The organism is Rothia sp. LK2492, assembly GCF_040946345.1.
GTDB lineage: Bacteria > Actinomycetota > Actinomycetes > Actinomycetales > Micrococcaceae > Rothia > Rothia endophytica.
In genome coordinates this window covers 1-24,193 of sequence record NZ_JAYWLX010000002.1, presented here as the reverse complement: position 1 = coordinate 24,193, position 24,193 = coordinate 1, and the positions used below count along the sequence as shown (strand labels likewise).

Here is a 24,193-nt window from a genome sequence, read left to right as displayed (position 1 = left end):
ACTGTGCGTCATAGAAACGTAACAGTTAGGATGAGCTCAGTTCAGCTAAGACGGCTTACCCAAGGTGCAGAGCAACACTTTGGCCCGTTAGCGGCCAGCTTTCTGATCTCGTTCAGCAAGCTCAGCAAACATGTCATTGTAGGCATGTAGCTCAGCATCTCCGTCCCGGTCAGCCTGACGATCTACCCGCTTCTGCAGTTTCTTGTCCTGCATAGACCACTGCACCGCAACCGCCACAGCAATCACCATGGTGGGGATTTCACCGATACCCCACATCAAGGCACCACCTAGCTGCTGGTCTTCAATAGCTGAGAGCCCGTAGGGGCGGCCCACATTACCGAACCAGGACGCCTGCAGCAGGGCGTCCATCTGCATAATCGCAATACCAACGAAGGCGTGGTAGCCCAGCGTGGCGATGAGCATCATCAGGCGCATGGGGTAGGCAGGGCGATGCGGGATAGGGTCGATACCGATGAGCACCAGGCTGAAGATGTAGCCGGTGACCAAGAAATGAATCAGCATGAGCTCATGGCCAATGTGGTAGCGCAACATGATGCCAAAGAGCGGGGTAAAGTAGACCACCACGATGGAGCCGGCAAAGTTTACGGCTGCAAAAATAGGGTGGGTAATCACCTTGGACCAGCCCGAATGCACCAGTCGAAGAATCCACTCGCGGGGGCCGCGGGTGCCGTCCTGCCGTGGCTCAAGAGCACGCAGAATCAAGGTGATAGGGGCACCCAATACCAAGAAGATGGGGCAGACCATGGTCAAAAGCATGTGCTCCACCATGTGCGCCGAGAACATGACGCGGGCGTAGACGGTGAGAGCACCGCTGGTGATGTAGAGCAGCACCAACAGGCCGAAGTACCAGGACAGCAGGCGGAAGATAGGCCAGCTACCACCGGCTCGTTTTACCTTGATAAAGGCCCAGAGGTAGGTAAACCCAACGAAAGCGATGAAAGCGACCCAGAACCAGTCAAAGCGCCACTGGGTGAACCACTCGGCGATGCCGGGTTCGGGTGGCATGTCATACCAGGTGATGATGCGTACCGGTTCAGCGCCGGCGTCAAGAGTTTCTGGTGCAGGTGGGGCTGTGCGGGAAAGCGTTACCGCAAGACCGCTGGTGGCACCCATCAGTAGCAGCTCACAGGCAATGGCATACCACAGGCCCTTAGCTGCACCTATCTGCCCCGACTGCATCATGGGTATGAGGCGTAGGCGGTGGACGGCGCCGAAGGCTCCCAATAGTAAGGTCAGCATAATTTTAGCCAGCACTAGGGCGCCGTAGACGGTAGTAAAAAGCTCAGCGAGGGTGTTCATGCGCACCAGGGCATTAATGATGCCGGAGAGCGTGACCAGGATGAAGCCACCTAGCGCCAGGGTGGAATAACGGCGCAATACACTCACCGCCAGAGGCACTCTGCGGTTGGTCGCCGTGTGTTCCCCTCGCGCGCTTTCGGGCAGGGTGCCGCTGCCTGCGTCCTTACCTGAAATGGTGCGTGAAATAAAAACAAGGGCAATCAGCCCGCCGGTCCAGAGCACCACACCGAGCAGATGCAAGCCCAAGGAGTTGACCGCCCCCATGTGGTCGTTACCGCCCGATGAGTGCCCACCCAGAGCCATGTTGATGATACCGATGAAAGAGATACCCAAAGTTACCAAGAGACCGGTGAGCGAGCGCACCGCAAAAACAAGGGTTGAGACCAGGGCCGCCACGATGATGGTGGCGGCTTCCTGCTGGCCGGCCGAGATGGTGGTGATGTAGCTGATGAGCTCCGTGGTGTAGGAGGAGCTGGCCTCAATAGCTCGGCCCGATATGTCGGCGTAGCTGAAGATGAGCACGGCAATTGCGGCGATGGTCCAGGTAGCTGATGCAGCTGCCGCCAGGTTCATCACGGCGATAAAGGCGGGGTGTTCTGTGCGGGTGAGGTTTTTCAGGCGCTGGCTCTTGTCGGTTGCATGCGCCATGTTCACACGGCTCTTACCCCGGGCTGAGTCAAGGAAGCGGGGGACGATCGCAACAGCAAAGAGCAGAGCACCCATGGCGGTAACCATAGCGAAATTGTGCACCATCTCAGCAATCGGCAGACCCCACCGAACGAGCGGGCCGGCGTCGGCTAGGTCTGTAGCTGCTGCACTACCGCTGAGGGTAAGACTCGCTAGCAAGCTCAGAAAGGCAGCTGCGGGAAAGGCCCAAATCCAGTGGGTGCCTAGCCCGTTGAGACGGGGGTGCGGGGCTGTCTTGTGCGCCCTTGTTTGCTGTGCCATATTATTCCTGCGTGGTGGTGTGAGCCTGGTTGGTCGGTAAAAGTTTAGGTAAAGAGGTTCTCGCCAATGAAGCCGCCCTGCTCGCAACCTGCCGGAAGAGCAAAAACCGCGGAGCCGATAGGGACCGTCCAGGTATTGAGCATATCGAGCTCAGCCAGACGTTCTTGAATGGGGAGAAACTGAAGCAGAGGGTCTGCCTGGTAGGAGCAAAAGATGAGACCCGAGTTGCTCACTCCCCCATCGGTTTCAAAGTGTTCAGAGAACCCCGAGGCGTTCTGCACCGGCAGGTCGTAGTTGTATCCCCTGCGGAGGATGCGTTCCACTCGGCTCTGAGCGCTGGCGCGGCGAATGTGGGCGTAGGGAGCGATGACGGTGAAACCCAGCTCGTTGGTTGCTGAAAGGTCGGCGGGGTCATGCTCCTGAGTGCCTGTGAGCGGTGCCCCATTGGTGAGGTTGCGCCCCACCGCGTCCTCACGAGCTGGTCGGTCTGATTGGTCCCAGGTATCGAGGTTCATGTGGATGCGGCGGATGACCAAGGAGGTTCCCCCAGGCTCCCAGGGTTCCAGCTCTTCGTGGTTACCCCAGACAAAGCGGTCCATGCTGTCATCCTGGGTTGAGGGATTGATGGTGCCATCCACCTGGCCAAAGAGGTTGCGCATCGTCTGCCCGTCAGGCTCGCTGCCATAAGCGCGGCGGAAGCCTTCTTGCACCCAGCGCACCCGGCTCATTGACCGCACGGTTTTCAGCAGCATTCTTTGGGCGTGCGCCAGCGTAAAACGGTCGGAGCTACAGAGCTGCAGCAGCAAGTCCCCATCGTTCCACTGATCTTGAAGCTGATCGATCTTTTCAAAGGCGGGCAGTGGTTGGAGCCAAGTGGGCTTCTGTGCGGGGTTTACGATATCGAAGATGCGCTCGCCAAACCCGAAGGTGACGGTGAGGTGAGCAGGTACGGTAGCTAGCTCAGGCTCCTGGTCTACCACTGGTGCAGTGCCCTGGGTGAGGGATGCGGCGTCGCTAGTGAGCACGCGCAGCAAACGCTGCACGCCATCGGCGTCCGTCCCACCGTTGAGGTCAAGGGCAATGAAAAGCGCGTAGGAGGGGGCTGGTGTATCAACACCAGCCTGCCTCTGACCGTAGAAGGGCACTCGGGCCTCTTGCAACGGTGGGGCGGGAGTCGGGCTATCTCGTTCCGAGGCCCCGGCAGCATATTGAATCCCTAGGGTAGCGGCAACTCCCGCACCGGCTCCTAGCGTTCCAGCTACGAAAGTTCGGCGGCTGGACGCCGGCCGGGCTGGTGCCTGCTCGACATCGGCGGTTGCATTCTCAAAGTCTTCATCAAATGAACCGGTCATGGTTCTCTTTCTCCCCCGGCGTTAGCCTACGTCTTATGCTTCTTGTATGGGTAGCGGGTGGGCGCCCCGCAACTGGTCTTCAGCTGCGGGGCGGGTGCTACCTCAACGCTGTGTGGGTGAATTCAGGTGCGCTGATCTAAGCGCACTGAGGCAGGACGGCTTCAGCAGATTCATCACCTTGTTCTGCATCGTGGGCAGAGTGATCACTTTCCCCGTGCATCGAGTGGTCTTCTGACATGGTTTCGTGGGCCGGTGCACTAGCTTCACCCGGTGCGTATTCCTCTTTCGCACCGCTGAAATCACGCACTTCAGCATCAAATTCAACGGCACCAATTGAGGTATCGAGCGTAATGACGCTGGAGGTACCTGCAACCAGTGAACACTTCATCTCCATGAGCATGATGTGGTTACCTCCCGGTGCCAGTTCAAAGCTAGCCCCCGGTTCAATGGTGAAGCCTTCCTTGACTTCTTTCATTGTGCTAGTCCCGGTGTTGGGGTCAATCTCGGTGGTGTGTAGCTGCACCATGCCGGCTGCGTCGCTGCTGGCACCCTCGATGGTGATGGGCTCATCCCCAGTGTTGGTGAGCGTGGCGAAGGCACCAGTCATGTTGCCGGTCGCAGCTTTAATCCAGGCACCCTCAACGGTCAGAGCAGATGTCTCAGCCGCAGCTGAGGTGGACGCTTCGCTACTGCTGGGCTGGTTCGATGAGGTGTCGGTTGATGAGCCACACCCTGCCAGCGCTAGAAGCGCAACAGCAGAAAGGGCCGAGATACGAGCCATTTTGTGAGAGAACATGGTTTTACTTTCTAATTTTTTTGGGGGGCAGATAGCGACTGTTCGCTAGCCCAGAGCAGATGGTTTCGCGGATATCCTCAGCTTCAGTGGTCAGGAATCCACCGTTCGTTCTGGGCAAGCCCCTAATGTTTGATACGATGCCCGCAGGTAGACGAGCTAAGCTCCAGCCTGTGGTATGGAGCCGGTAATGGAAGGGCTACTTGCGCTTCTTTGTTTTGGCCAGAATAACGAAGGCCGCACCCATCATCGCCGCAGCAGCGGCCAGGAAGAGTGCCACTTTGGCGCCGGTGGACATGCCCTGGCTCGCGACCGTGAGCGGTTCAGCTGGCTGTGTTTGCTGCTCCTCTGTCTCTTCCGAAGCTACTGGCTCAGTGCTCTGAGCCGCACCTGCCCCTACGGTGTAGGTGAAGGTTCCTTGAATGGGGTGCCCGTCTGAAGAAACCACACGCCAGGTGACCGTGTAGGTGTCACCTGTTTCTTGCGTCGCTAAATCTTGGGTCACGACTGTGCGGTCAACCTCTGGTTCACCCTCGGTCACCGTCTCACCGGCAGCGTTGGTCACGCGAACCTGATTGGCACCGGCGACGTCCATGATGTCACCGCTATAGGTCAGCTCCAGCTCGCTGGGTGCTTGTTCCAAGGTGGTATCTGCGGCGGGATTAGTGCTCACCAGCTCATCGTGAGCGTACGCAGGGGTGAAACCCAGGCTGAGTGCCAGCAAGCCGGTGGCTGTAGCTGCTCGAGCGTGGGCTGAGAAAGTGTTCTTTTTGGCGTCTGCCATAGGAGAGTCCTTGCTAGTAAGTTCTGGTCTTTTACGAAGCAAGGTGGGCTGGTGGGCCTCGCGTGACTCTGCTTTCTAACAGGAAGGAAAGACGGTGAGACCCAACAGCAAAGAAATGAGCCGGAGCTTTGACCCGAGTCACGATGAATCTGGTCTCTCGTACTGGAGTCAGCCCCCTGATACTGGCGTGGACTAGGGCAGCTAGTGCTTCAAGAAGTTGCTCCCCGTAGGCGAGTACGCTGTAGGTCGCCAGCGCTGCAAGCGCGTGGCCTACCCACATATCCGCGCCATAGCTGTAGGGCTGACTGTGGGCTACCACTGTCAGTTGGTGAGCGTGGTGCCCTTCCCCGCTTATCTGCACTGTGGAGCCGTGCGTGTATAGGGCGTGCAGGAGACCTTGCCCGGTCAGCACACCGGTCGCTAAGCTCATTCGCGAGGTGGTGAATGCGGTTGCTAGCAGGGTAAGGCAGGCGGCCAGTGAAGTAGCAAGACCAAAAATGAGGGGGTGGGGCAACTCGCCACCCGCTAGGGTATGGCTGGTCGCCCCAAGAACGGTAGCCATGAGGGCAACGGTCCAGGCACGAAGCACCCGGTGCGCTTTGCTCATGACGCCCTCCTTAAGTATTTGGATCCAACCGCTTCATTATCTCATAGATCCCTCAAGAGCCCTGAGGGTAGGTGGCAAGGGCTTATGCCGGTAAGTGCGCGATTAAAGAAAAAGGGAGCCACCCCTTGAGGGGTGACTCCCTTAGAAGTCTTGGCAAGAATTTACTTCTTGTTGGAGACTGCTGCCTTCAGCTTTGAACCTGCAGTCAGCTTAACGCCGTGACCTGCGGGAATCTGAATGGTTTCGCCGGTCTGCGGGTTGCGGCCGGTACGAGCTGCACGGTCGGTACGCTCAATTGCCATCCAACCGGGGATGGTGATCTTCTCGCCCTGTGCAACAGATGCTTCGAAGACCTGGAACAGTGCATCCAGTACACCGTTCACTGCTGCCTGGCTGGTGCCAGCCTTTTCTGCAACCTCTGCAACGAGTTCGCTACGGTTCTTAGCCATGAAATGCTCCTCCTGAGACTTTCAAAAATTCTTGCGGCCTATAGGGTTAGCCCTGAATAGCAAGGCTAACCGTATCAGCTACAGATTACCAGCTTGACTTGGTAACACCGGGTAGCTCGCCACGGTGTGCCATTTCGCGGAAGCGGACACGTGAGATGCCGAACTTCTGGAAGGTGCCACGGGGGCGGCCGTCAATCTGGTCGCGGTTACGAACGCGGATGGGTGAAGCGTTGCGGGGAAGCTTCTGCAGACCCAGACGTGCAGCTTCGCGCTCTTCAGCGGTTGCGTTTTCGTCAACCAGGGTCTTCTTTAGTTCCAGGCGCTTTTCAGCGTAGCGTGCAACGATGACCTTGCGCTGTTCGTTGCGAGCAATCTTGGATTTCTTCGCCATGTTTAGCGCTCCTCTCGGAAGTCAACGTGCTTGCGGACAACGGGATCGTACTTCTTGAGAACCATACGATCGGGGTTGTTACGGCGGTTCTTACGGGTTACGTAAGTGAAGCCGGTGCCCGCAGTGGACTTAAGTTTGATGATAGGACGGACGTCCTTAGCCTTTGATGCCATGATTAGATCTTCTCTCCGCGTGCAAGAATGTCAGCAACTACTGCGTCGATACCGCGTGCATCAATAACCTTGATGCCCTTAGCTGAGACGTTCAGGGTTACATTGCGGCGCAGTGAAGGTACAAAGTACTTCTTCTTCTGCACGTTCGGGTCGAAGCGACGCTTGTTGCGGCGATGCGAGTGCGAGATGCTGTGTCCAAAGCCGGGAACAGCTCCGGTCACCTGGCAGACAGCTGCCATAGTTTTCTCCTCCAAATGTTGACGAAATGACGGTACGCAGTTGGCGTTCACTGAAAAATCAGCGATCAGCAAGGGCGTCCCGTCACCTATAGGTAGAGCACCGGGTTATTCTCCAAGGCTAGAGTGTCTGAGACTCAAGCTCGGGTGAGAGACCGAACCGAGCCTCCGCCGCGGGAAAAACGGTGAAGCTTAGGTGCACGAGAGGTGTTGCCACCACTACGAACAGCCTTAAATTCTAGGTAATTACGGGATACCACGCAACCTGTGAGCCAAAGGAAAAGCTTGCGAAGAGCGTCTTCACTCGGAGCGAAGAGCATCTCGCAAGCTAACATTTTCAGGCACAGGTCTGCGCATGAACCTTCCGTCAATTCTACCGCCTATCCCACTTTTCGCAAGTCAAGAACGGCTTTAATCCGCGGTTTTTAAAGGAAAGTCACACCCTCACCTGCGCCCACCCCGCCGGAGCCTAAGGGCAAATTACACGGCTGTAATCCCAACTGTGATGTTAACAGCTTAAGGCTTTTAATCCTTTTAAGAAGCGGTTAAGCTTCCTCTGCACCTGCCTCCGGCAGTGCGTCAAAGCGGGTCAGCTCTGGATATTTGGGGCTGATAGAGTCCCCCGAACTAGTGCCGCGCAGGCGTCGGCCGATCCAGGGCACCACAAATTCCCGGGCCCATTTTGCATTATCGCGGGCTTCTTGGATGCGGGTTTTGCGGATAGTCTCCGGCACCACGGGCTTACCCATATTGATGTTCTCGGCGCTCAGCGTTTCTAAGACTTTACCGGCAACTACGGTATGCCCCGCAGCGTTCATATGCAGGCGATCCGGTGCCCAAAAGCGAAAATCCAGCAACTCATGCGCGCGCCAGTAATCCACTACCGTCACGCCGCGGTTATCAGCTACTTCGCGCAACAGCTCATTGAAAAGAGCGGTACGCGCCCGGTTACCGCTAAAGAAACCCTTGGGGCCGGGGTCAAAGCCCGTCAGGGTAAAAACCTCGATACCCTCGTCTCGCAGAGCCTTAAACCCTTCGTCGTACCGCACCATCAGGGCATCCACATCAAAGCCGGGGCGCAAAGTATCGTTGCCCCCACCTACCAGGCTCACCAGGTTGGGTTTCAGCTCAAGAGCAGCTGGCACCTGCTCTTCAATAATGGGGGCCAATAGGCGTCCGCGAATAGCCAGGTTAGCGTAAAGGGCATTTTTATCAGCCAGCATGAACTGCTCTGCCACTCGGTCTGTCCAGCCGCGCACCCCGTTGGGGCGCTCGGGTGCGTCATCTCCTACCCCTTCGCTGAGGGAATCCCCCAGCGCAACGTAGCGGATGCTGTCTTCTAATCGTGAGAGAGGCACGGAATTTGTCTTTCAATGAGGGAAAACGTACGAAGACTACTTTACTCCCCCGCCCAGCAAAGGCTTAGCTTTCAGCTCGCCCACACTTCCAGTACCCCATGAAAGAGATATTTTCTTTAGCGATACCGGCTTCATTGACGCACATGCGGCGCAGGGTCTTGATGACCGAGGATTCACCGGCAATAAAGACGTAGGTTTCGGCATTTTCCTCTGCCAATCCCCACACCACTTCGTCAGCGGCGGTGGTATCGGTGTAGTGGTAGGTTTCGGTCTCTGTCAGGTTGAAGACACTGTGCAACTCATGGGCAAGGCGTTCACCTCGCTCAGAGTTAGGCTCCCGAGGCAGGAACTTGACGGTTAGCTGAGGCAGGCGCCGGGTCACCTCCTGCACATCTGAGAGCACGGCAAGGTTATCTCCCTGACCGGGGACTTCGCAGAGCACTGTGCCGCTGGCGTGAGCGGGCAGTGTCCTCAGAATAGAAAGCGTAGCGGGTGCTGCGGTTTCATCGGTCAGCATCAGCAGGTTATGGGAAGGCGCCGGGTTCCACGAGCTCCATAGGCCGCTACCCCTCAAAGGTGCAAGGAAAGATACCTGTTGCCCCGCCTGAGCGGACGCCGCCCAGGCAGCTGCGGGGCCCAGCTGCCCGGCGTCATCCTGATGCAACACAAAATCGATGTCAATTTCAGGCTGGACGCCGATGGGCAGCGGGCGTTCAAGCACACTAAGGTCTGCCTCTGCAGCGGGGAACATGCCCAGTAGTGGAGTTTCGTCCATACCAACAGCCGGCACCATACGCGAATTTTGCACTGTGTAGGTGCGCATGTGGCCGCGGTCCTCCACCGGTTGAGCCATCCATCGCTGGCGCCAGGTGTCATCGAGTTCAATCATGGTGGGACCGCTCGCATGTGCTGGTGGTACCAGGAGCTTGATGTAGGCGTCATAGACCTGCCCCGTCCCGTCCGAGATAGCGGAGGCAGCGTGGTGCAGCGAGCGGCCGGTCAGCGATACCCTCACAAAGTGTTCTGACAGGCGGCGCACACCGCTCACTGTCACGGGAAAGACGCCGTACTGGTTGATGGACTGGGAAACCTCGCGCCGGCGAACGAGCTTTTTAGTGGTTTCTGACATGAGAGTCTCCGTGGCTAGATACTGGGCGGCGGGCATGAGGGACGATAACGGTTGAGCCGTCTGCGCGGGGGTCAGTTACTGAGGCTCGAAGTCCAAAGATTTTCTCTAGGTTCTGCTCAGTCATCACGTTAGCTGCGGTACCGGCAGCAGCAATCGCCCCATCTTTCATAGCGATGAGGTGGTGGGCGGCGCGTGCTGCCAGGTTAAGTTCGTGGAGCACCATCACCATGGTGGTTCCTCGGACCTCGTTAAGTTCAGCTAGCAAATCGAGCAGCTCCACCTGGTGGGCTAGGTCGAGGTAGGTAGTGGGCTCATCGAGCAGCAGAATGTCTGTTTGCTGGGCTAGAGCCATCGCAATCCAGACACGCTGACGCTGACCGCCCGATAGTTCGGTGACCTGGCGTTCTGCTAGCTCCATGGTGTTGGTTGCTTCAAGTGCCCAGGCAACCGCGGCGTCATCTTCAGCAGAGTTACCGCGAAAGAGACCTTGATAGGGGTAGCGTCCGCGGGATACCAGGTCGGCTACGGTGACGCCGTCAGGGGCGATTGGGTTCTGGGGTAGCAACCCCACTATGCGAGCGAACTCCTTACCCCCGTAGGTTGTCAGCGGTTTACCATCTAGGGTGATGCTGCCCTTGGTGGGTTTGAGCAGGCGGGAGACACCGCGCAGCAGGGTTGATTTGCCGCACCCGTTAGGCCCAATAATGGCGGTAATTTCACCGGTCGGTATATCCAAGCTCAAGTTAGGAACGATGGTCTGGTTGCCATAGCCCAGGGCAAGGTTCTTCATGGCCAGCTGGCGAGGGGTTACCTTTTTCATGCTTTGCCTTCTTTCTGTGACCGGGCAAGGAGCCAGATGAGCAGGGGGGCGCCGGCTGCGCCGGTGAGAATACCGACCGGCAGATTACCGCTGGGAATCAGGTTGGCCCCGACAAAGTCCGCCAGCACCACGATGATGGCGCCTACCAGTGCGCTGGCTGTTAGGGAGTGCGGCCCGCCTTGGAGCCTGCGGGCTATAGGGCCAGAAACAAAGGCAACAAAGGCGATAGGCCCGGTTGCTGCTGTAGCAACGGCGGCCAAAAGAACGCCGAGGGTGATGAACCCCCAGCGCACGGCATGGGTTCGAACGCCCAGCCCGTGGGCCAGTTCATCCCCCACAGCAAGGGCGTGCAGGTAGCGGTGTAAAAGAGCCACGGTGGGCAGAAGGATGAGCAGGGTTAGCGACAGAATACTGATACGGTTCCAGTTGGCGTTGGAGAGCGAACCGCTCATCCACAGTGTTGCCGTTTGGGCGTCACTGCTGGAGATACGGCTCATAAGGTAGCTGATCACTGAGCTGGCAAGTGCAGAAATACCAATGCCCATTAGGATGAACCGGTTACCTGCGCCGGTGTCACCAGCGGAGAGCAACATAATGAGCAGGGCAACCACCAGCGCGAAACCGATAGCAAAAAGTGAGACCGAGAAACCTGTGAGGCCAAAGAAAACGATAGCGGTAACAGCGCCCAGCGAGGCACCGGTAGAGATGCCGATAATGTCTGGGGACGCCAACGGGTTGCGCAGCAGTAGCTGGAAAATAGCACCGGCGGCGCCAAAGGCAAGACCTGCAAGGGCACCTAGGACCGCCCGGGGTAGCTTATCCTCCATGACAATATAGCGGGCTCCGCGGGCATGGTCGAGGTTGCCGCCGCTCAGAAGAGTGAAAAAGTCTGGGATGGTCACGGTGTAGGATCCCAGCAAAACGCGCACGGCGAGCGCCCCTAACAGGGTCAGTGACAGCAGGGCCAATACCAGGTGCGGGCGTTTACGGGCGGCACGGCGGATCTGGGTAAGGTGTTCTCTTCCGGTCAGGCTAACGCTCATTAGAGGTTGACCGCCTTTGCGCGGCGAACCAGGTAGATGAAGACGGGCACACCAACTATTACCGTAGTTACCCCTACCTGGACTTCCTGAGGGGGTAGAATGACGCGTCCAACGGTATCGGCCAGGATGAGTATCACCGCACCGAAGAGGGCGGACAGGGGCAGTAGAGCTCGGTAGTCGGAGCCTACCAGGGCACGCACCGCGTGGGGGGCCATCAGTCCGATAAAAGCGATGGGGCCGGCCAGGGCCACGCTGGTTCCCACGAGCAAGGTGATGGCGAGCGCCATCAGTAGGCGTTTGAGCGCAACGTTTTCCCCCAGGGAGGCTGCTACGTCATCACCGAGGGCAAAGTTGTTAATGGTTTTGGCGCCGCTGATCAGTATGAGAGCACCGATGAGCAGGAGGAAGGCTCCCGGAGTGAGGTCTTCTAGGCGGGCACCGGCAACGGTTCCTACCTGCCAGCGGCGTAGACTATCTAGCGCGTTCTGGTTCTGCAGAATCAGGGCGGTGGTGAGCGAGCCGAGGCCAGCTGAGATAGCTGCACCCATGAGGGCTAACTTGACGGGGGTAGCCCCTCCCTTGCCCAGGGAGGCAAGACTGTAGACCAGCACCGAGGCGATGGCAGCGCCCACAAAAGCCCAGGCTGCGTAGGCGCTGGTGCTCTGCACTGAGAAGAAGGTAATCCCAGCAACGACCGCGAAGGACGCCCCGGCATTGACACCCAAAATACCCGGATCCCCCAGGGGGTTGCGGGTCACACCCTGCATGCCGGCACCGGCAAGGGCTAGAGCCGCCCCCACCATCGCTGCCCACAGGGTGCGTACCAGGCGCTGGGAGAGGACCGCGGCGTCCGTCTGCCCCAAATTTTCGCTCCCGGTGAGGTAGGCCAGGACCGTATTGAAGCTGATAGCGCGGGCACCCACCGCAAAGGAAAGAACCGCTGCTGCGCCAAAAGCCACCAAGAGGACCAGCAGAACTACTGCTCGTTTCTGGGTGGAGGCTGGTACGGAATGGCGCTGGGCTAAACGAAATGGTGTCATATGCAATCTGAAAAGACGGCAGAGCTAGGCCAGGGGAGCAAGACTCCTGGCGGCGGCGCTGTGTCTAGCTCTTGTCAGCCGCTGCTGAAAGCTTCTGCAGGGTCTGGGTTTCGGTAAGCACCCAGTTCAGTGATAGAGGTGAGGCCGCTGATACAGCGATAGATACAGCGTTATCGGTTTCAACCACTAGCCCACCGTCGGCCACTGCGGGCATCTGAGAGAAGAGGGGATCTGCCGTGATATCTGCTTCATCGGATGCTGAGGTACCCCAGGCCCACACAACATCAGCCTCTACCTGATCAATGACTTCACCGGAAACAGCGATAAAGAAGCCTGAGTCATCAGCAGTGTTCTGGGTGATGTAAGGGCTGATCTCCATCCCCAAAGAAGTCAAGAATTGTGAGCGGGAATCGGTGGCAGTGTAAGCACTGAAGGTTTGCTCTTCAAGGCTGAACATGCCGGCGGCAAAGGTCTTACCGGAGAGCTGCGAGTACTGCGCTGCGGCGTCCTCAATGGTCTTGTGGGTTGCTTCAATCAGTTGTTGGGCCTCATCCTGCTTTTGCAGCATGGCACCTGCCTGTTCTACTACCTGTTCCCAGGACGCCGCGTAGGAAGCTACGCCTTCGGGCATAGCCACCACGGGGGCAATGCCGGAGAGCTTATCGTAGACTTCCTGGCTCATGTCGGTATAGACGGAGAAGATGGCATCGGGGTTGAGCTGAGCTAGGGTCTCGTAATCGGGGCCGTCTGTTTCATCGTAGAAGGTGGGGGTTTCACCGCCGAGTTCAGCAAGTTTTGCATCAAACCAATCGGTTGAGCCTGCTGCGTTGCCACCGTAGGTCACGGTGGGGGTACCAACCGGTACGACGCCCAGGTCAAGAAGGACATCTGGGTTCTTCCAGTAATTCACCACGGCCACACGCTGGGGTACGCTCTCGAAGGTGGTTTCACCGAAGGCATGCTTGACGGTGTAACTCTCCCCCGCTGCGCCGGAAGGGTCGCTGTTGGAGGTGTCTCCCGAGCCGGTGGTGCAACCTGCGAGTAGACCTGCTGCTGCGGTAGCGGCTGCTGCCTTGAGGAAGGCGCTGCGTGAGATGACAACCATTTCTGTATTCTCCTGGTAGAGCGGTCTAGCGATTAGGGAGTGCTAGAAGTCGAATTAGGTATACCTAAACATAATAACAATATGTTTTTATGCGCTAATCCGCAAAACGGTGTACTTGATTCATATACTTACCAGCGAGTTTTCCAGACCTCAAGAAATAGTGGTTGCCTAGACTAAGCTCCTAATCATGGTGCTTTTCTTGTCTATTCGCGCCGATTTCTCCGGTTTATAGTTCACCATTTTCTGTGAGAGCATCAGCGAAGGCATCCTCTTCGTTGCCATAATCCTCAGGCGAAGTACCACCCCAGGGGTTCCATTCTTGGGCTTGAAGTTGCTGCTGTACAAAGGGAGAAAGGGTCTGCCCATAAGCTTTGGAGATGTGGTTGTCATCGATGTAGATAAAGACATTGCCCATGATGGCAGGGCACCAGCCCTGAGGGCAGAGCTGTTCGGTGAGATCAATAGAGAAATAGTTGGTATTTTCCATCAGGTCGTTATCTGGTGATGGCCCCGCCACTTTATCGGCACGGTTGGCGCCACAGTCATAGAGAGAACGCATATTTTCCTGGCCACAGATATACATGTTGTACTCGTAGCGAGGATTGTCGCGGATGCCAATAACGTTAATCCCTGCGTCCGTGAAACGCTGAACTGCCTCATCGTAGCGCGGCGGGGTGCCGTCGTTGGGGTCGTTATCCATGCTGACCGATGAAATCAGCACAACGTTAGCAGGGTTCTGAGCAAGGATTTCTTCGATCATAGCGGTACTGAAGTTATTACAGTCCGCCCAGCTTGAGGTGGTAGGGAACTTGCAGCCACCCAGCAGGTAGGCCATCAAGGTCATGTGGTTATCCTGTGCGATGGGGCGCATCATTGAGATGCTTTGCTGGGCGTGAGAGTCACCGACGATGATGGTCAAAGGGCCGTCTTCTGCACCCCACGCTTGAGCGGAACAGAATTGTTCCAGCTCTGGGTTAATAACGGCGAACTGGCCCGTGCAGTTCTCAGAGAGTCCATCAAATTGAGAGACTGGGTCTGCTAAGGGGACGGGGAGGTCACGGTAGCGAGCGTTAAGGTCTGACGCTAGTGCCCCCGGGTATGCCGCAGAACCAGCGGTTTCAGCGCGAGCCATTGTTTCTTCTTCTTGCTTATTCACCCAGGCTTGAGCAGCGCTCAGAGGTAAGGAAGCCAGAGCCAAAAGTACGGCTAGAGTAGCAGCTGGTCTCCGGTAACCGGCTAGCTTTGAAGCCATAGAGGGTTTCTTAGCCCAGGGCAGCTGAGGCGCGTCAGTTGCCTGCTTCTTGCGAGCATTCATGAGAGGTTTCTTGTCCAGTGCTCTCATAGGCTTCTCGACGCAGGTGTGCAGCACCCAGGCCAGCGCAATCGACCCAAGAATAATGACGCTGCCGTCTATCCAGCCAGCTTGCTCTTTACCCACAGCAGTGGTGTAAAGGATTAGCGCTGGCCAGTGCACCAGGTAGAGGCAGTAGGAAATGGCGCCCATTTTTTGAAGGGGCGCAGCAGAGAGAAAGCGGTCTGCCCCAAATTTTGAATCGGTCTGCCCGGCAGCGATAACCATGGCACCCGAGAGCAGGGGCCAGAGGGCTAGGTAACCGGGGAATCCAGTTTCGATAGGTAACAGCCACCCGGCGGAGACAAGTCCCGCGATGCCTACCCAACCCATAACGACACGGGCTTTGCGGGGTGCTTGCCACTTAAGAAGGAGAATCGCCAAAAGAGCACCGGCAGCAAATTCCCAGAGGCGGGTGCGGGTGTCAAAGTAGGCGAAGGCTTGGTTGGTGGCGGTTTCTTTAATGGAGAAGGTGAGGGAGGCAACGAAAACGCTACCGAAGATGAGCAGAGCCACCCCGGTTGTTTTAAGCCGCAGGTACCACACTAAGAAACCAACAAGGGTGAAGAGGAGTGGCCAGAGAATAAAGATCTGTCCCTGCATGGAGAGGGACCAGAAGTGCTGGAAGGGTGTCTTGGTGGTGGCGTCCTGGGCGTAGTAGTCCACAGCGTTGTTGGCTAGTCGCCAGTTAAGGAAGTAAAAGACGGCAGCTTTGGCATCTGCCAGTAGCGAGCTCCAGCGCGAGGGCGCAACGATAAAGTAGGCAGCTACTAGGGTGCCTAGGATGACGGTGAGGGCCGCTGGTAGAAGTCGCTGGAAAACGTGCAGCCAGTATTTGATGACCTGGAGTGGTTTGCCGTCGTGTATTTTTCTTAGCGACGAGAGTGAAAGCAGGAAGGCTGAGATGAAGAGGAAGACGTCAACGCCACCTGAGACTCGTCCGAACCAGACGTGGTAGGTAACGACCAGTAGCACAGCAAGCGAACGAAGGCCCTGAATTTCGGGGCGGAAGCGGGGTTGCTCAATAAAACGTTCGTTTGAAGGGTGGAGCACTGATTGCTTTGACATGTGTGTTGCCTTCCGCATGGGGTGGTGAGCCGCAACACGACTTTTATCCCGTGATGGAAAAAACCTGATTCGCTGGAGCAAATCAGGCTGTTTGGGTAAGCACGTTAGCACCTGGTGGGTGCTTGCGTCCTCCCCGTGGTCAGCATTTAGTTTACCACGCAGGCATTTTGGAATAACGGGTACGCAGGTGCGTTCTTTTGCACAAACATGAACCCACCATCATATTTTGCCCCACCAATTATCTTCCTTAGATAGTCTCCTTGCTAATTGGCTCAGTAAAGTGAGATGTATGAAATATGTTGGTAGCCCCGGATACACGAACTCTGGAGCAGATCATTGGCAATCTCATCTTGAGAGGTCGTACCAAGGCTTTACAAGAGTTGAGCATTCTGATTGGAACTATGTAAATCGGCAGCAGTGGATAGCTGAGGTTGAGTCAACAATTTCTGCTACAGAATGGTCGGTTATCTTCAACTGCAACAAACACGATGCAGAGTCTAGATAGATTGCATAATCTGGTCACTGAACCGAAGCAACCAATTAATCAATACGCTGAAGGTGCCCGGATGAGCATCTAGGAAGCCAGGGTATAAGCTACGGCTAGATACGACATTGACATGATGTATCTGCACGAAGAAAAGTTAGACCCTTTTGAGCTAGAGATAGGAGCTCAAACTGATTTAGATGAGTGGCGGCATGGGGAATCATGTTTACTCGACCTCTAGCTAGTTCTGGATAAGGAAGACTAAGTTTATGACTACATCTGACTACATTGCTGCAACATCCTTGTTCATCGCATTAGTCGCCTTTATTATATCTATTCTTGATTGGCTACAGATTGGCAGGGAAGATCCATGGACTGTGGAGTGGGCATCTAACGGCTCACTCATCTTAAAGAGACTCCATTATTGGCCAGTTTGGGTTGAAAATATACACAACTTTCATGGAGGTAAAGTTCATGTACTGAACGATGCTGCACATATACCATGGCCGATGCAGAGGAACTCACATCAGTTGATTCGCGTTCAGCCGGTAATCGAGGGAACCTTCATTACAGTCTGTTATCGAAGACTGAGAACTATCGAGGTTTTTCAGGTTATTGTCGCAGATTTTATTGCTCGGATGCCTCGGAAATCGAGGAGCAAGACTGACGCCCTATTAACAAATGTACAAAACAAAATTAGAGTTCACCCTGGCAAATACTGGAATGTAGCTGAGTTACAAGGCAAAAGAGCATGGAGCACTCCAATAATTAAAAAGTAAAAACCTAAACCATGCGATGAGTTAGCAGTCAAAGGCACCAAGCAGAGTGCGCAAAATACCTTCACTTCATATTCGTTGAGGCTAGATTTTTACATCCCCTTCCCCCTACCCCGCCAAAGTATAGGATGAGTGCAACGATCAAGGGGGCAAAAGCCCGGGCCTTGCATGTTCGTTGGTAACTTAGGGAGTTTAGACGAGGTAGCACTGGAGGAGCCTTGAATCAGTAAAGAAAATTCTCACAGATGAAATGAAGTTATCTACTACTCAACATTGAAAGTTTTTTCTTCCATTTGTCCATCACAAGACCACTGTATTGTAACTTTGGCCCCTGATTTTCCGGCAGCTGAATACTGGACAGGGAGCTCCCTTTTACTTCCTGACTGAATAGTTATCGGATTTTCGGGAACCATCAACCTCATGAATCGCCCTTCATCAATTTGAGCCGCAAATGTTACGTCCTCAGCATCTCTACCGCCGATGTTTTCTACTTCGATCCAATTTCGTAATCTGTATTGCGCTTTCCCTCGCTTATCAGTCCCTTTAAATTCTCGTTCATTGCGGGGCTGAACTCTAAACTCTACTTGATTTTTATCGAGACCATTTGTTGCTGCAGATAAATTTGCACCCTCCCCCTCCAAAGAAAAATGAGCATTCGGCTCCTGTTCTGGGGCTCTCCTATCAGATGATTTTTGAGTTGAGGTTTCTCGCAAGTCCCAAACATCTTTATTCACTGCATTTAATACTTTTTTGTTTAAATTTTCCAGTGAATCGAAGCTATCATAAAGCCCAAGCTCCCCCAACCTCTCCTTGAAGGCCTGCAAAGAAACGAGTTGTTTTATATCTATCTGACTAAGCTCAACAGATCGATCAGAAAAATAAACGTGCACGCGCTTATCATTCTTTAGTGATTCCAAAATCTCCTCAACGGTTCCTGAATCGTAGTTCGTTGTTGGAGCTCCAAGTCTAGTTCCGAACAGCGCGATGACGATGTCAGCAGATTTAACGCCCTGATCATTTAAGATGTTCTGCGGACTATCACCCAAGAGAGGTATGCCTCCGTCTTCCCATCTCCATGGAAGTAAGATCGCGGAATGATTCTCAGCATTATGCGTATTCCACTGGTGTATTGCTGTCTCAACTTCACCTCGGGCCTCCCTGACATCTGACGGGGAAGCAATGAGAACTTTATAAACTGTTGCTGCAAAACTCATATACAAATTTTATGGTTGGTAGACGATGTATATCTCCAAAGACATGAAAGAAGGAAAAAATAATTGACAAGCAGAGTTGTAAGTAATACAGCCACCCTCATCAACCATTACCACAACTTAACCGAAAGCCCCTCGCATTCCTTTATAATCAGTCAACGAATTCTTTGATGTTAGCTGATAGGGCAAGGGGTTACTCACGCCAGTTATGCACAGGCCGGTCCAGCAAATGAGTACCGTGATGAAAAAAATTAACAGGGTTGTTAACCGGCTATGACCAGTGGTAGAGCGGACAGTCACTTATATTAAGATTTAATATATGTTGCATGCTAGGTTTCGTCAGCCACATGTTCAATATCCCGGAAGGAGGAACCCGTGTCTGCTGTTAGCAAATCTGTTAGCAAGACAGAAAAATCCGGTTGCTTCTCGGTCTTCTGATTACCGTAGTAACCTTGAAAACCCTAGAGACAACCGGATTTCGTTCAGAGCCCCCTACCGGATTCGAACCGGTGACCCCCTGTTTACAAGACAGGTGCTCTGGCCAGCTGAGCTAAGGAGGCGGGTGCCTATCTAGCATAGCGGATTGGGTGGGGCTTCGCATCTTGGCGGTTTAGGTAAGGTGCAGGTGGGTACCGTGCAAAGCTGTGTAGAGTGCCGGGTCGTGTGTTGCGATAACGAGGCTACCTCCAGCCCCCAGGTGGGCTTGGAGAAGGTTGATTAGGCATTGCAGACCGTGATCGTCCAGCTGTTCGGTAGGTTCATCGAGTAAAAGGCAGGGCGTTGCCCCGGCAAGCGCGGACGCAACGGTCAGTAGCCGCTGCTGTGCAGGTAGCAGGTCAAGTGGGTGTATGTTCTCTTGCCCCCGCAGACCGATAGCAGTCAGCAAGCCTTCACGAACCTGTTGAGATGAGTCAGCTCCGGCACCTAGCTTCAGTTCTTCAGCCACGGTGGAGGATAGAAAATGGTGGGCTGGGCTCTGTGCCACCAGTTGCACGTACCGCACCCGCCGGGGAGCAGGTAGCGTGGCAGGTTCTTTCTCACCGGCTAGCACCACCCCGGACGCTGGGGTCTGCAGTCCAGCAAGGGTTCGTAATAGGGTGCTCTTACCGCTACCGTTAGCCCCGCTTACCAGCAGCGTTTCGCCGCTCTTGAGTTGAAGAGATAGATTTTGCTGTAGTGGCGGCGCCGTTTGCTTGGTTCGTCGGCGACGCCGCACGGGTATAAGAGGGGAAACCCCCAGTTCCTGAGCGCTTAGGGTGATGGGCTGCCGCGCAGGAAGCTGCAGGGCCAAAGGCTGATAATTGTTCTTTTCTTGGCCGAGGTCAAGAACATGGCTGGCACTTTCTCTCTCACGAGCTGTGGGACGAACTGACACCCACAGCACCGGCCCTTTATAGGCACAGAGAGTTTTTAGCACACGTTCCTGCATGCGCTGATCTAATCCGCGGAGGGGCTCATCGATAGCAAGTGCAGGAGCACCCAGACTCAAGAGACCGGCTAGTGCGACCAGCTGGGTCTGCCCGCCCGATAGCTTGAGCGGGTCAGCGTCCAGCAGCTCTTCAATCCCTAAGTCAGCAGCTAGTGCTTGAACGGCAACGGTTAGCTCGTTAACGCTACCCACCCGTCGTTCTAGCCCCAAGGCAATTTCATCTGCCACCGTGGTGGCTAACCCACTCATATGCGCGTAGGGAGCGCAGGGCATATAGATGCCCCCGTGCGCATCAGCATAATCTTGGGCTGCTTGGCTCTTGCCGCTACCGTCCTGCCCGGTCACCAGCGCACGAACTCGCGGGTTATCGAGGTGCAGCAAGTCGCTGCTGGACAAGACTGTCACAGTGCCACCCCATAACTGGCTAAGGAGAGTAGGGCGCTTGCCCCAAGCACCGACCAGCGTATAAGAATCTGCCAGGTGCTATCCGGGGTAGTGGTTAGATAGACTCGAGGCCCTTTTTGATCAAGACCTCTATCAGCCAGGCTTCTTCCCCGTACCTCCTGGTCCAGGAGCACCAGATTAAAAAGCGCAGAGGCCGTTCGCATTCGCAGCCAGATTCGGTGCGTTAGCTTTGAATCAGCCAGGCCCCTCGCCCGCCCCGTTTCTTTCGCAAGGTCTGCATAAAACCCCAGTTGCCTGGGAGCGTTAAGAGATGCACACAGCAGGTACACCAGCCGGGGCGGCAGATGCCAGGACGTCAGCGCACTACGAAGACCTAAAGGGCTGATCAGTAGCGAGAGTAGGGAGCAACTAGCTCCAAAGCAGAGAATCTGTAATGCCATCTGCCCTCCAAATGCCAGCCCCTCAGCAGTAACGCTAAAAAGGATGCCGGGCACCGGCTCCCAGCTGGTGTAGATAGTCTGACCCCTGTAGCTAACCGCTTGGATAGTCCAAGCTACCAGGGCAACCGGTAGCAGGCCCACCAGGCTAAAGCGTAGAAACTGCGTGAAAGCACCTGCAAACACAAAGATCATCACGAAAGCTACCAGTAGCACTCCTCGGGCACCTATGGGCAGGGGCGCAAAGGAAAGCAGCAGCCCGCTCAGCCCAAAAATAAACCAGGTTTTGGGGTGCACCCGGGTCGCGGTTCTATGCATGAGTGCGCTGGAACTGTTGGAGCACCCGCGCTGGCAGTCCTCTGAGTAAGACCCAGGCTAAGAGGAAGGCAATAGTTTTATCTAAGGGGTCTGATAAGAGAGACTGCAAAGTGGTAGCCCCCAGAAGAGACTGACCTGCTGCCTGTAAAGTTGCGACGATGGATCCGGTCCCCACACCCTGCCCACCTCCAAAGACGAAGGCTGCGATGGGTGCACCGAGCAAGCCGGCGATGACCCCGGTAAGGAGCCCTGCTACCAGCAACGCCCACAGTCTCTTGTGTAGGCCGTAGCGCCCTGCTAGGCCAGCTAAAAGACCAATAGTTGCGGCCCCGGCTGTAAAAGGGATTGCTGTGGGATTGATGCTCAGCCCCCAGGCAAGGTTGGTGATAATTCCCGTCAGGACGCCCGCAGCCGGTCCAGCCAGTAGGCCTATGAGAACGGTAGCTACAGAGTCTAGATAAAGGGGTACCCCAGAGAATCCAATAATCTGTCCGAGGATAATATTGAAAGCGGCCGCGAAGGGGATGAGAGCGATGAGGGAGAGGGGTAACCGGGAGAGATTTGCGACGAGTAGCAAAACTACTCCTGCCGTGTAGCCCACCATGAGAGGCATTGATAGCGCTGCTTGTGCTTGAGCCGTGTCTTCTAGGTAGCCGGTGTAGTTGGCGCCCCCACCAGCGGTTAGCACAGCAAAGAGATAGGTTGCCACAATAGCAAAGGCACCTAATGTGCTAAGCACTTTTTGCCCCTTGGTCATGGGTTCTGTTGCGCCTTGTTTCTTTCTTTTACCGAGGTTCGCGTTTACTGACGAGAACCTCTGTCCAGATGTCGTGTGCATGATTTCCTAATAAATAATCGTTCTTTTTGTAGGGTAGTTTTAGCTAACTTGCCACCGCGTACCGCGCTCTAACGGTTTCGATGAAGTGCTCAAAGAAGGTCTCAGCGTCCGCAGCGACCAATGCCTTTGCATTGGGTTCTCTGCCCCAGCGTCCTAGCCAGTCGGCAACGGTCTGACCGCGGGTCAGGGTGCCGGTCAGCTCAACGTCTAGAGCCACGGGCAGGCTCTGAGCCAGAACCAGTCCGTTATCTAACGCGGTATTGACGGCAAGTGCAGTGACAAAGGGGTCATGCACGTGAGCAATGAAGCCTAACCCGTCTGATTCATGAAATTCCATATAGAACTGCAAAGCCAGGTCTAGAGCCTCCAGTAACGCACCTCCCCCAGCAGTCAATGCGGCTCGACGCTCCGGAGTGATGAGGCTGTTCTCGGTGTGGTCTAGAGGGCAGAGCACCGGTGAGCAGGTGGCACCTGGTCCATCGAAGGCGGTCAGCACGCTGGCGAGGGCTTCGGGGTCTGAATGCACGTTCCACTCTGTGGTGGGCATGGTATTACCGCGGTGGTTCAGAGCCCCACCCATGATGTGTAGACTGCCCAGTTTGCTGGGCAGGGTGGGGTCTAGCTCTAGAGCCAGGGCAAGGTTGGTGCTTGGTCCCAGGACGATCCCGTGCAGCTCACCCGGGTAACGGGCAGCGGTCTCTACCCACAGTTCAGCTCCCCTGCCGTGTTCTTTTTCGGTGGGCTCCTGCTGACCGGGTAGCAGGGCATACCCGGTTCCTAGAGGTCCATGGGTTTCCTCAGTGGTTATCAAAGCTTGGGCAAGAGGGTTGATGGCCCCTAGCTCCCAGGGGATATGCGGTGCGCCCAGCAGATGGAGGAGTCCGCGAATATTCCTTCCTACCTGTTCAGTGCTTACATTTCCACCGGTGGCCACGATGCCTTCTACACTTACCTCTGGGTGCGCAAAGGCATAGGTAAGAGCTAGAGCATCGTCAATACCTGGGTCGCAATCTATCAGAAGGCGAAGGGGCAAGAGCTTCTCCTTGAAAAGGTAAAGAAAAAGGGACAGCTATAGACCGGCATATAGCCGACCCTGTAGCTGTCCCTACAAGTACGTTTCCCAGTTTATTGCATTATTCCAGTGTTCCTGAACAAATACGGGAGTGGTGAGGAGCTTTAGTTAGATTCTTTAGCGTCAATCTTCTGGTTGATCCAGGAGGAGAAATCAGATGCGGTGAACTGCTCACCATCTGCAAAGATAGTGGGAGTTCCGGAGATTCCGTTAGTGGATGATTCCATCGTCACAACGTTAACGAAGGGACGCCAGGTGTTGTCATTGACTGCGTCCTGAACATCAGCACCGTGCTTTGAAGCGATGTCCACGAGCTCTTCATTCGAAAGACCGCCGGTGCCCTGATAGCTAAAGATTTCCTTCTGGAATTCCAGGAACTGTTCACTAGAGACCTGCTCAGCTACGGCAAAGGCAACATTGTTAGCGCGGGCTGAATAGAAGCTGGGGCTAGAGGCGTCAAGGAAGGTCAAGTTGCGTACCTCCAGGGTAATTTTTCCGCTCTTCACCAGTTCTTCGATCTCATCACCGTACTGGCTCTCAAACTGTGCACAATGCACGCAGTCGTAATCCTGGAAGACGGTGACGCGGACCGGTTCCCCGTTATTCTCAGCTTCCTCAGCAGTAGCAACACCTAGGGGCATAGCAACTTCAACGCCTTCTGCGTTGGTGTATTTGTTCTCTGACGTGCCTAGGTTATTAACGTCGCGGGTCTCTTCAGTGCTGGTGTTTTGTTTAATGCCATCAGCTGTCAGGACGATACCACCGTACTGGTTAGCAGACGCTGGTACGGGTCCTGATTCAGCAATCTGGTTTTTGTTGCCGTTAACGACTACTACCGCGATGATACCAACGATAAGTAGTACCACGGCAAGGACGGTTAGCTGAATCCAGCGAGTAGAGGACTTGGATGATTTCTTTGCCTGCTGCGCTGCCAGCTGGCGGGCGCGCTCACGGGCGTCAGTTGAGGATACACTTCCCTTGGACACTAAAGGTGCTCACTTTCTTGAAGAAAACAGTTTAGAACAAGCCTACCGTGGTTTATCCAGAGAGTTAGAGCTAAATAGCGCATATCCCTACTTTCCCAGGAAAGTATCGGGTTCGGGGTCAGCTAGCTTGCTGTGGTCTCTAAGGAGACATACTTAAAACAAAAAAGGGGGTTACCCACCAAGAAAAAACCACCCACAACCCACACACCCCAAAAACACACCCCCTTAAAACAAAATAGCCCCTGCCCACAAAGGACAAGAGCTACCTCG

The 24,193-nt window shown here is 55.2% G+C and carries 24 protein-coding genes and 1 tRNA gene; 2 read left to right on the top strand and 23 right to left on the bottom strand.

Annotation, left to right across the window (positions count from 1 at the left end; translation table 11 throughout):
- Nucleotides 1-87: 87 nt before the first annotated feature.
- The 16 genes from VVR27_RS02290 to VVR27_RS02215 form a co-directional block, all read right to left on the bottom strand.
- Entirely contained in the window at nucleotides 88-2,268 is a 2,181-nt protein-coding gene (locus VVR27_RS02290) for a cytochrome c oxidase assembly protein (protein ID WP_368546904.1), read from the bottom strand.
- A 44-nt stretch (nucleotides 2,269-2,312) separates the two neighbouring features.
- On the bottom strand, nucleotides 2,313-3,620 hold the full coding sequence (locus tag VVR27_RS02285; protein ID WP_368546903.1) for a Dyp-type peroxidase: 1,308 nt from the start codon (nucleotides 3,618-3,620) through the stop codon (nucleotides 2,313-2,315).
- 136 nt (nucleotides 3,621-3,756) lie between these two features.
- Nucleotides 3,757-4,416, bottom strand: a complete 660-nt coding sequence (locus tag VVR27_RS02280; RefSeq protein ID WP_368546902.1) for a copper chaperone PCu(A)C — start codon at nucleotides 4,414-4,416, stop codon at nucleotides 3,757-3,759.
- A 196-nt stretch (nucleotides 4,417-4,612) separates the two neighbouring features.
- Nucleotides 4,613-5,197 carry a copper resistance CopC family protein gene (locus VVR27_RS02275; RefSeq protein ID WP_345447349.1) on the bottom strand — a complete coding sequence of 195 codons (585 nt, stop codon included), beginning with the start codon at nucleotides 5,195-5,197 and terminating at the stop codon, nucleotides 4,613-4,615.
- A gap of 31 nt (nucleotides 5,198-5,228) precedes the next feature.
- Entirely contained in the window at nucleotides 5,229-5,804 is a 576-nt protein-coding gene (locus VVR27_RS02270) for a hypothetical protein (RefSeq protein ID WP_368546900.1), read from the bottom strand.
- Between the two features lie 161 nt (nucleotides 5,805-5,965).
- Nucleotides 5,966-6,253, bottom strand: a complete 288-nt coding sequence (locus VVR27_RS02265) for an HU family DNA-binding protein (protein ID WP_237204185.1) — start codon at nucleotides 6,251-6,253, stop codon at nucleotides 5,966-5,968.
- Between the two features lie 85 nt (nucleotides 6,254-6,338).
- Nucleotides 6,339-6,644, bottom strand: coding sequence for a 30S ribosomal protein S14 (rpsN, locus tag VVR27_RS02260; RefSeq protein WP_237204183.1), 306 nt, complete (start codon nucleotides 6,642-6,644; stop codon nucleotides 6,339-6,341).
- 2 nt (nucleotides 6,645-6,646) lie between these two features.
- Nucleotides 6,647-6,817: a 50S ribosomal protein L33 gene (rpmG, locus tag VVR27_RS02255; protein WP_185173514.1), complete on the bottom strand. Its 171-nt coding sequence runs from the start codon at nucleotides 6,815-6,817 to the stop codon at nucleotides 6,647-6,649.
- Between the two features lie 2 nt (nucleotides 6,818-6,819).
- Nucleotides 6,820-7,056, bottom strand: coding sequence for a 50S ribosomal protein L28 (gene rpmB / locus VVR27_RS02250; protein WP_237204168.1), 237 nt, complete (start codon nucleotides 7,054-7,056; stop codon nucleotides 6,820-6,822).
- A gap of 542 nt (nucleotides 7,057-7,598) precedes the next feature.
- A complete protein-coding gene (locus VVR27_RS02245) occupies nucleotides 7,599-8,411 on the bottom strand; it encodes an SGNH/GDSL hydrolase family protein (RefSeq protein WP_368546898.1) in 813 nt (270 codons plus the stop codon).
- A 64-nt stretch (nucleotides 8,412-8,475) separates the two neighbouring features.
- A complete protein-coding gene (locus VVR27_RS02240) occupies nucleotides 8,476-9,540 on the bottom strand; it encodes a siderophore-interacting protein (RefSeq protein ID WP_368546897.1) in 1,065 nt (354 codons plus the stop codon).
- Nucleotides 9,524-10,360 carry an ABC transporter ATP-binding protein gene (locus tag VVR27_RS02235; protein ID WP_368546896.1) on the bottom strand — a complete coding sequence of 279 codons (837 nt, stop codon included), beginning with the start codon at nucleotides 10,358-10,360 and terminating at the stop codon, nucleotides 9,524-9,526. The genes VVR27_RS02240 and VVR27_RS02235 overlap by 17 nt, the downstream gene beginning before the upstream one ends.
- Nucleotides 10,357-11,403, bottom strand: a complete 1,047-nt coding sequence (locus VVR27_RS02230; RefSeq protein WP_368546895.1) for a FecCD family ABC transporter permease — start codon at nucleotides 11,401-11,403, stop codon at nucleotides 10,357-10,359. Before VVR27_RS02230 ends, VVR27_RS02235 begins: the two co-directional genes overlap by 4 nt.
- A complete protein-coding gene (locus tag VVR27_RS02225; RefSeq protein WP_368546894.1) occupies nucleotides 11,403-12,443 on the bottom strand; it encodes a FecCD family ABC transporter permease in 1,041 nt (346 codons plus the stop codon). Before VVR27_RS02225 ends, VVR27_RS02230 begins: the two co-directional genes overlap by 1 nt.
- A gap of 64 nt (nucleotides 12,444-12,507) precedes the next feature.
- Nucleotides 12,508-13,548 carry an ABC transporter substrate-binding protein gene (locus tag VVR27_RS02220; protein WP_368546893.1) on the bottom strand — a complete coding sequence of 347 codons (1,041 nt, stop codon included), beginning with the start codon at nucleotides 13,546-13,548 and terminating at the stop codon, nucleotides 12,508-12,510.
- 226 nt (nucleotides 13,549-13,774) lie between these two features.
- Nucleotides 13,775-15,967 carry an acyltransferase family protein gene (locus VVR27_RS02215; protein ID WP_368546891.1) on the bottom strand — a complete coding sequence of 731 codons (2,193 nt, stop codon included), beginning with the start codon at nucleotides 15,965-15,967 and terminating at the stop codon, nucleotides 13,775-13,777.
- Between the two features lie 289 nt (nucleotides 15,968-16,256).
- On the opposite strand from VVR27_RS02215, the gene VVR27_RS02210 reads away from it, so the two are divergent.
- Together VVR27_RS02210 and VVR27_RS02205 are read left to right on the top strand one after the other, a co-directional pair.
- Nucleotides 16,257-16,472, top strand: coding sequence for an alpha/beta hydrolase (locus tag VVR27_RS02210; RefSeq protein WP_368546890.1), 216 nt, complete (start codon nucleotides 16,257-16,259; stop codon nucleotides 16,470-16,472).
- 248 nt (nucleotides 16,473-16,720) lie between these two features.
- Nucleotides 16,721-17,230: a hypothetical protein gene (locus tag VVR27_RS02205; protein WP_368546889.1), complete on the top strand. Its 510-nt coding sequence runs from the start codon at nucleotides 16,721-16,723 to the stop codon at nucleotides 17,228-17,230.
- Nucleotides 17,231-17,490: 260 nt separating this feature from the next.
- Here VVR27_RS02205 and VVR27_RS02200 read toward each other — a convergent pair whose 3' ends face one another.
- The 7 genes from VVR27_RS02200 to VVR27_RS02170 all read right to left on the bottom strand — a co-directional run bounded on the left by VVR27_RS02200 (nucleotide 17,491) and on the right by VVR27_RS02170 (nucleotide 23,923).
- On the bottom strand, nucleotides 17,491-18,441 hold the full coding sequence (locus tag VVR27_RS02200; protein ID WP_368546887.1) for a hypothetical protein: 951 nt from the start codon (nucleotides 18,439-18,441) through the stop codon (nucleotides 17,491-17,493).
- A gap of 483 nt (nucleotides 18,442-18,924) precedes the next feature.
- Nucleotides 18,925-18,998 (bottom strand) — tRNA-Thr (locus VVR27_RS02195).
- Between the two features lie 50 nt (nucleotides 18,999-19,048).
- Entirely contained in the window at nucleotides 19,049-20,272 is a 1,224-nt protein-coding gene (locus VVR27_RS02190) for an ATP-binding cassette domain-containing protein (RefSeq protein ID WP_368546886.1), read from the bottom strand.
- Nucleotides 20,269-21,027 carry a hypothetical protein gene (locus tag VVR27_RS02185; protein ID WP_368546885.1) on the bottom strand — a complete coding sequence of 253 codons (759 nt, stop codon included), beginning with the start codon at nucleotides 21,025-21,027 and terminating at the stop codon, nucleotides 20,269-20,271. The genes VVR27_RS02190 and VVR27_RS02185 overlap by 4 nt, the downstream gene beginning before the upstream one ends.
- Nucleotides 21,020-21,766 carry an ECF transporter S component gene (locus VVR27_RS02180; protein WP_251380563.1) on the bottom strand — a complete coding sequence of 249 codons (747 nt, stop codon included), beginning with the start codon at nucleotides 21,764-21,766 and terminating at the stop codon, nucleotides 21,020-21,022. Before VVR27_RS02180 ends, VVR27_RS02185 begins: the two co-directional genes overlap by 8 nt.
- Nucleotides 21,767-21,908: 142 nt before the next feature.
- Nucleotides 21,909-22,898 (bottom strand): nucleoside hydrolase, encoded by a 990-nt coding sequence (locus VVR27_RS02175; protein WP_368546884.1) that lies wholly within the window; start codon nucleotides 22,896-22,898, stop codon nucleotides 21,909-21,911.
- 143 nt (nucleotides 22,899-23,041) lie between these two features.
- Nucleotides 23,042-23,923 carry a DsbA family protein gene (locus VVR27_RS02170; protein ID WP_368546883.1) on the bottom strand — a complete coding sequence of 294 codons (882 nt, stop codon included), beginning with the start codon at nucleotides 23,921-23,923 and terminating at the stop codon, nucleotides 23,042-23,044.
- Nucleotides 23,924-24,193: the final 270 nt, after the last annotated feature.

What these genes read in the sequence shown, in the direction of transcription:
- VVR27_RS02290 (WP_368546904.1), bottom strand. Translation starts at nt 2,268, where the DNA reads ATGGCACAGCAAACAAGGGCGCACAAGACAGCCCCGCACCCCCGTCTC.
- VVR27_RS02285 (WP_368546903.1), bottom strand. Translation starts at nt 3,620, where the DNA reads ATGACCGGTTCATTTGATGAAGACTTTGAGAATGCAACCGCCGATGTC.
- VVR27_RS02280 (WP_368546902.1), bottom strand. Translation starts at nt 4,416, where the DNA reads ATGTTCTCTCACAAAATGGCTCGTATCTCGGCCCTTTCTGCTGTTGCG.
- VVR27_RS02275 (WP_345447349.1), bottom strand. Translation starts at nt 5,197, where the DNA reads ATGGCAGACGCCAAAAAGAACACTTTCTCAGCCCACGCTCGAGCAGCT.
- VVR27_RS02270 (WP_368546900.1), bottom strand. Translation starts at nt 5,804, where the DNA reads ATGAGCAAAGCGCACCGGGTGCTTCGTGCCTGGACCGTTGCCCTCATG.
- VVR27_RS02265 (WP_237204185.1), bottom strand. Translation starts at nt 6,253, where the DNA reads ATGGCTAAGAACCGTAGCGAACTCGTTGCAGAGGTTGCAGAAAAGGCT.
- rpsN (WP_237204183.1), bottom strand. Translation starts at nt 6,644, where the DNA reads ATGGCGAAGAAATCCAAGATTGCTCGCAACGAACAGCGCAAGGTCATC.
- rpmG (WP_185173514.1), bottom strand. Translation starts at nt 6,817, where the DNA reads ATGGCATCAAAGGCTAAGGACGTCCGTCCTATCATCAAACTTAAGTCC.
- rpmB (WP_237204168.1), bottom strand. Translation starts at nt 7,056, where the DNA reads ATGGCAGCTGTCTGCCAGGTGACCGGAGCTGTTCCCGGCTTTGGACAC.
- VVR27_RS02240 (WP_368546897.1), bottom strand. Translation starts at nt 9,540, where the DNA reads ATGTCAGAAACCACTAAAAAGCTCGTTCGCCGGCGCGAGGTTTCCCAG.
- VVR27_RS02235 (WP_368546896.1), bottom strand. Translation starts at nt 10,360, where the DNA reads ATGAAAAAGGTAACCCCTCGCCAGCTGGCCATGAAGAACCTTGCCCTG.
- VVR27_RS02230 (WP_368546895.1), bottom strand. Translation starts at nt 11,403, where the DNA reads ATGAGCGTTAGCCTGACCGGAAGAGAACACCTTACCCAGATCCGCCGT.
- VVR27_RS02225 (WP_368546894.1), bottom strand. Translation starts at nt 12,443, where the DNA reads ATGACACCATTTCGTTTAGCCCAGCGCCATTCCGTACCAGCCTCCACC.
- VVR27_RS02220 (WP_368546893.1), bottom strand. Translation starts at nt 13,548, where the DNA reads ATGGTTGTCATCTCACGCAGCGCCTTCCTCAAGGCAGCAGCCGCTACC.
- VVR27_RS02215 (WP_368546891.1), bottom strand. Translation starts at nt 15,967, where the DNA reads ATGTCAAAGCAATCAGTGCTCCACCCTTCAAACGAACGTTTTATTGAG.
- VVR27_RS02210 (WP_368546890.1), top strand. Translation starts at nt 16,257, where the DNA reads ATGAAATATGTTGGTAGCCCCGGATACACGAACTCTGGAGCAGATCAT.
- VVR27_RS02205 (WP_368546889.1), top strand. Translation starts at nt 16,721, where the DNA reads ATGACTACATCTGACTACATTGCTGCAACATCCTTGTTCATCGCATTA.
- VVR27_RS02200 (WP_368546887.1), bottom strand. Translation starts at nt 18,441, where the DNA reads ATGAGTTTTGCAGCAACAGTTTATAAAGTTCTCATTGCTTCCCCGTCA.
- VVR27_RS02185 (WP_368546885.1), bottom strand. Translation starts at nt 21,027, where the DNA reads ATGCATAGAACCGCGACCCGGGTGCACCCCAAAACCTGGTTTATTTTT.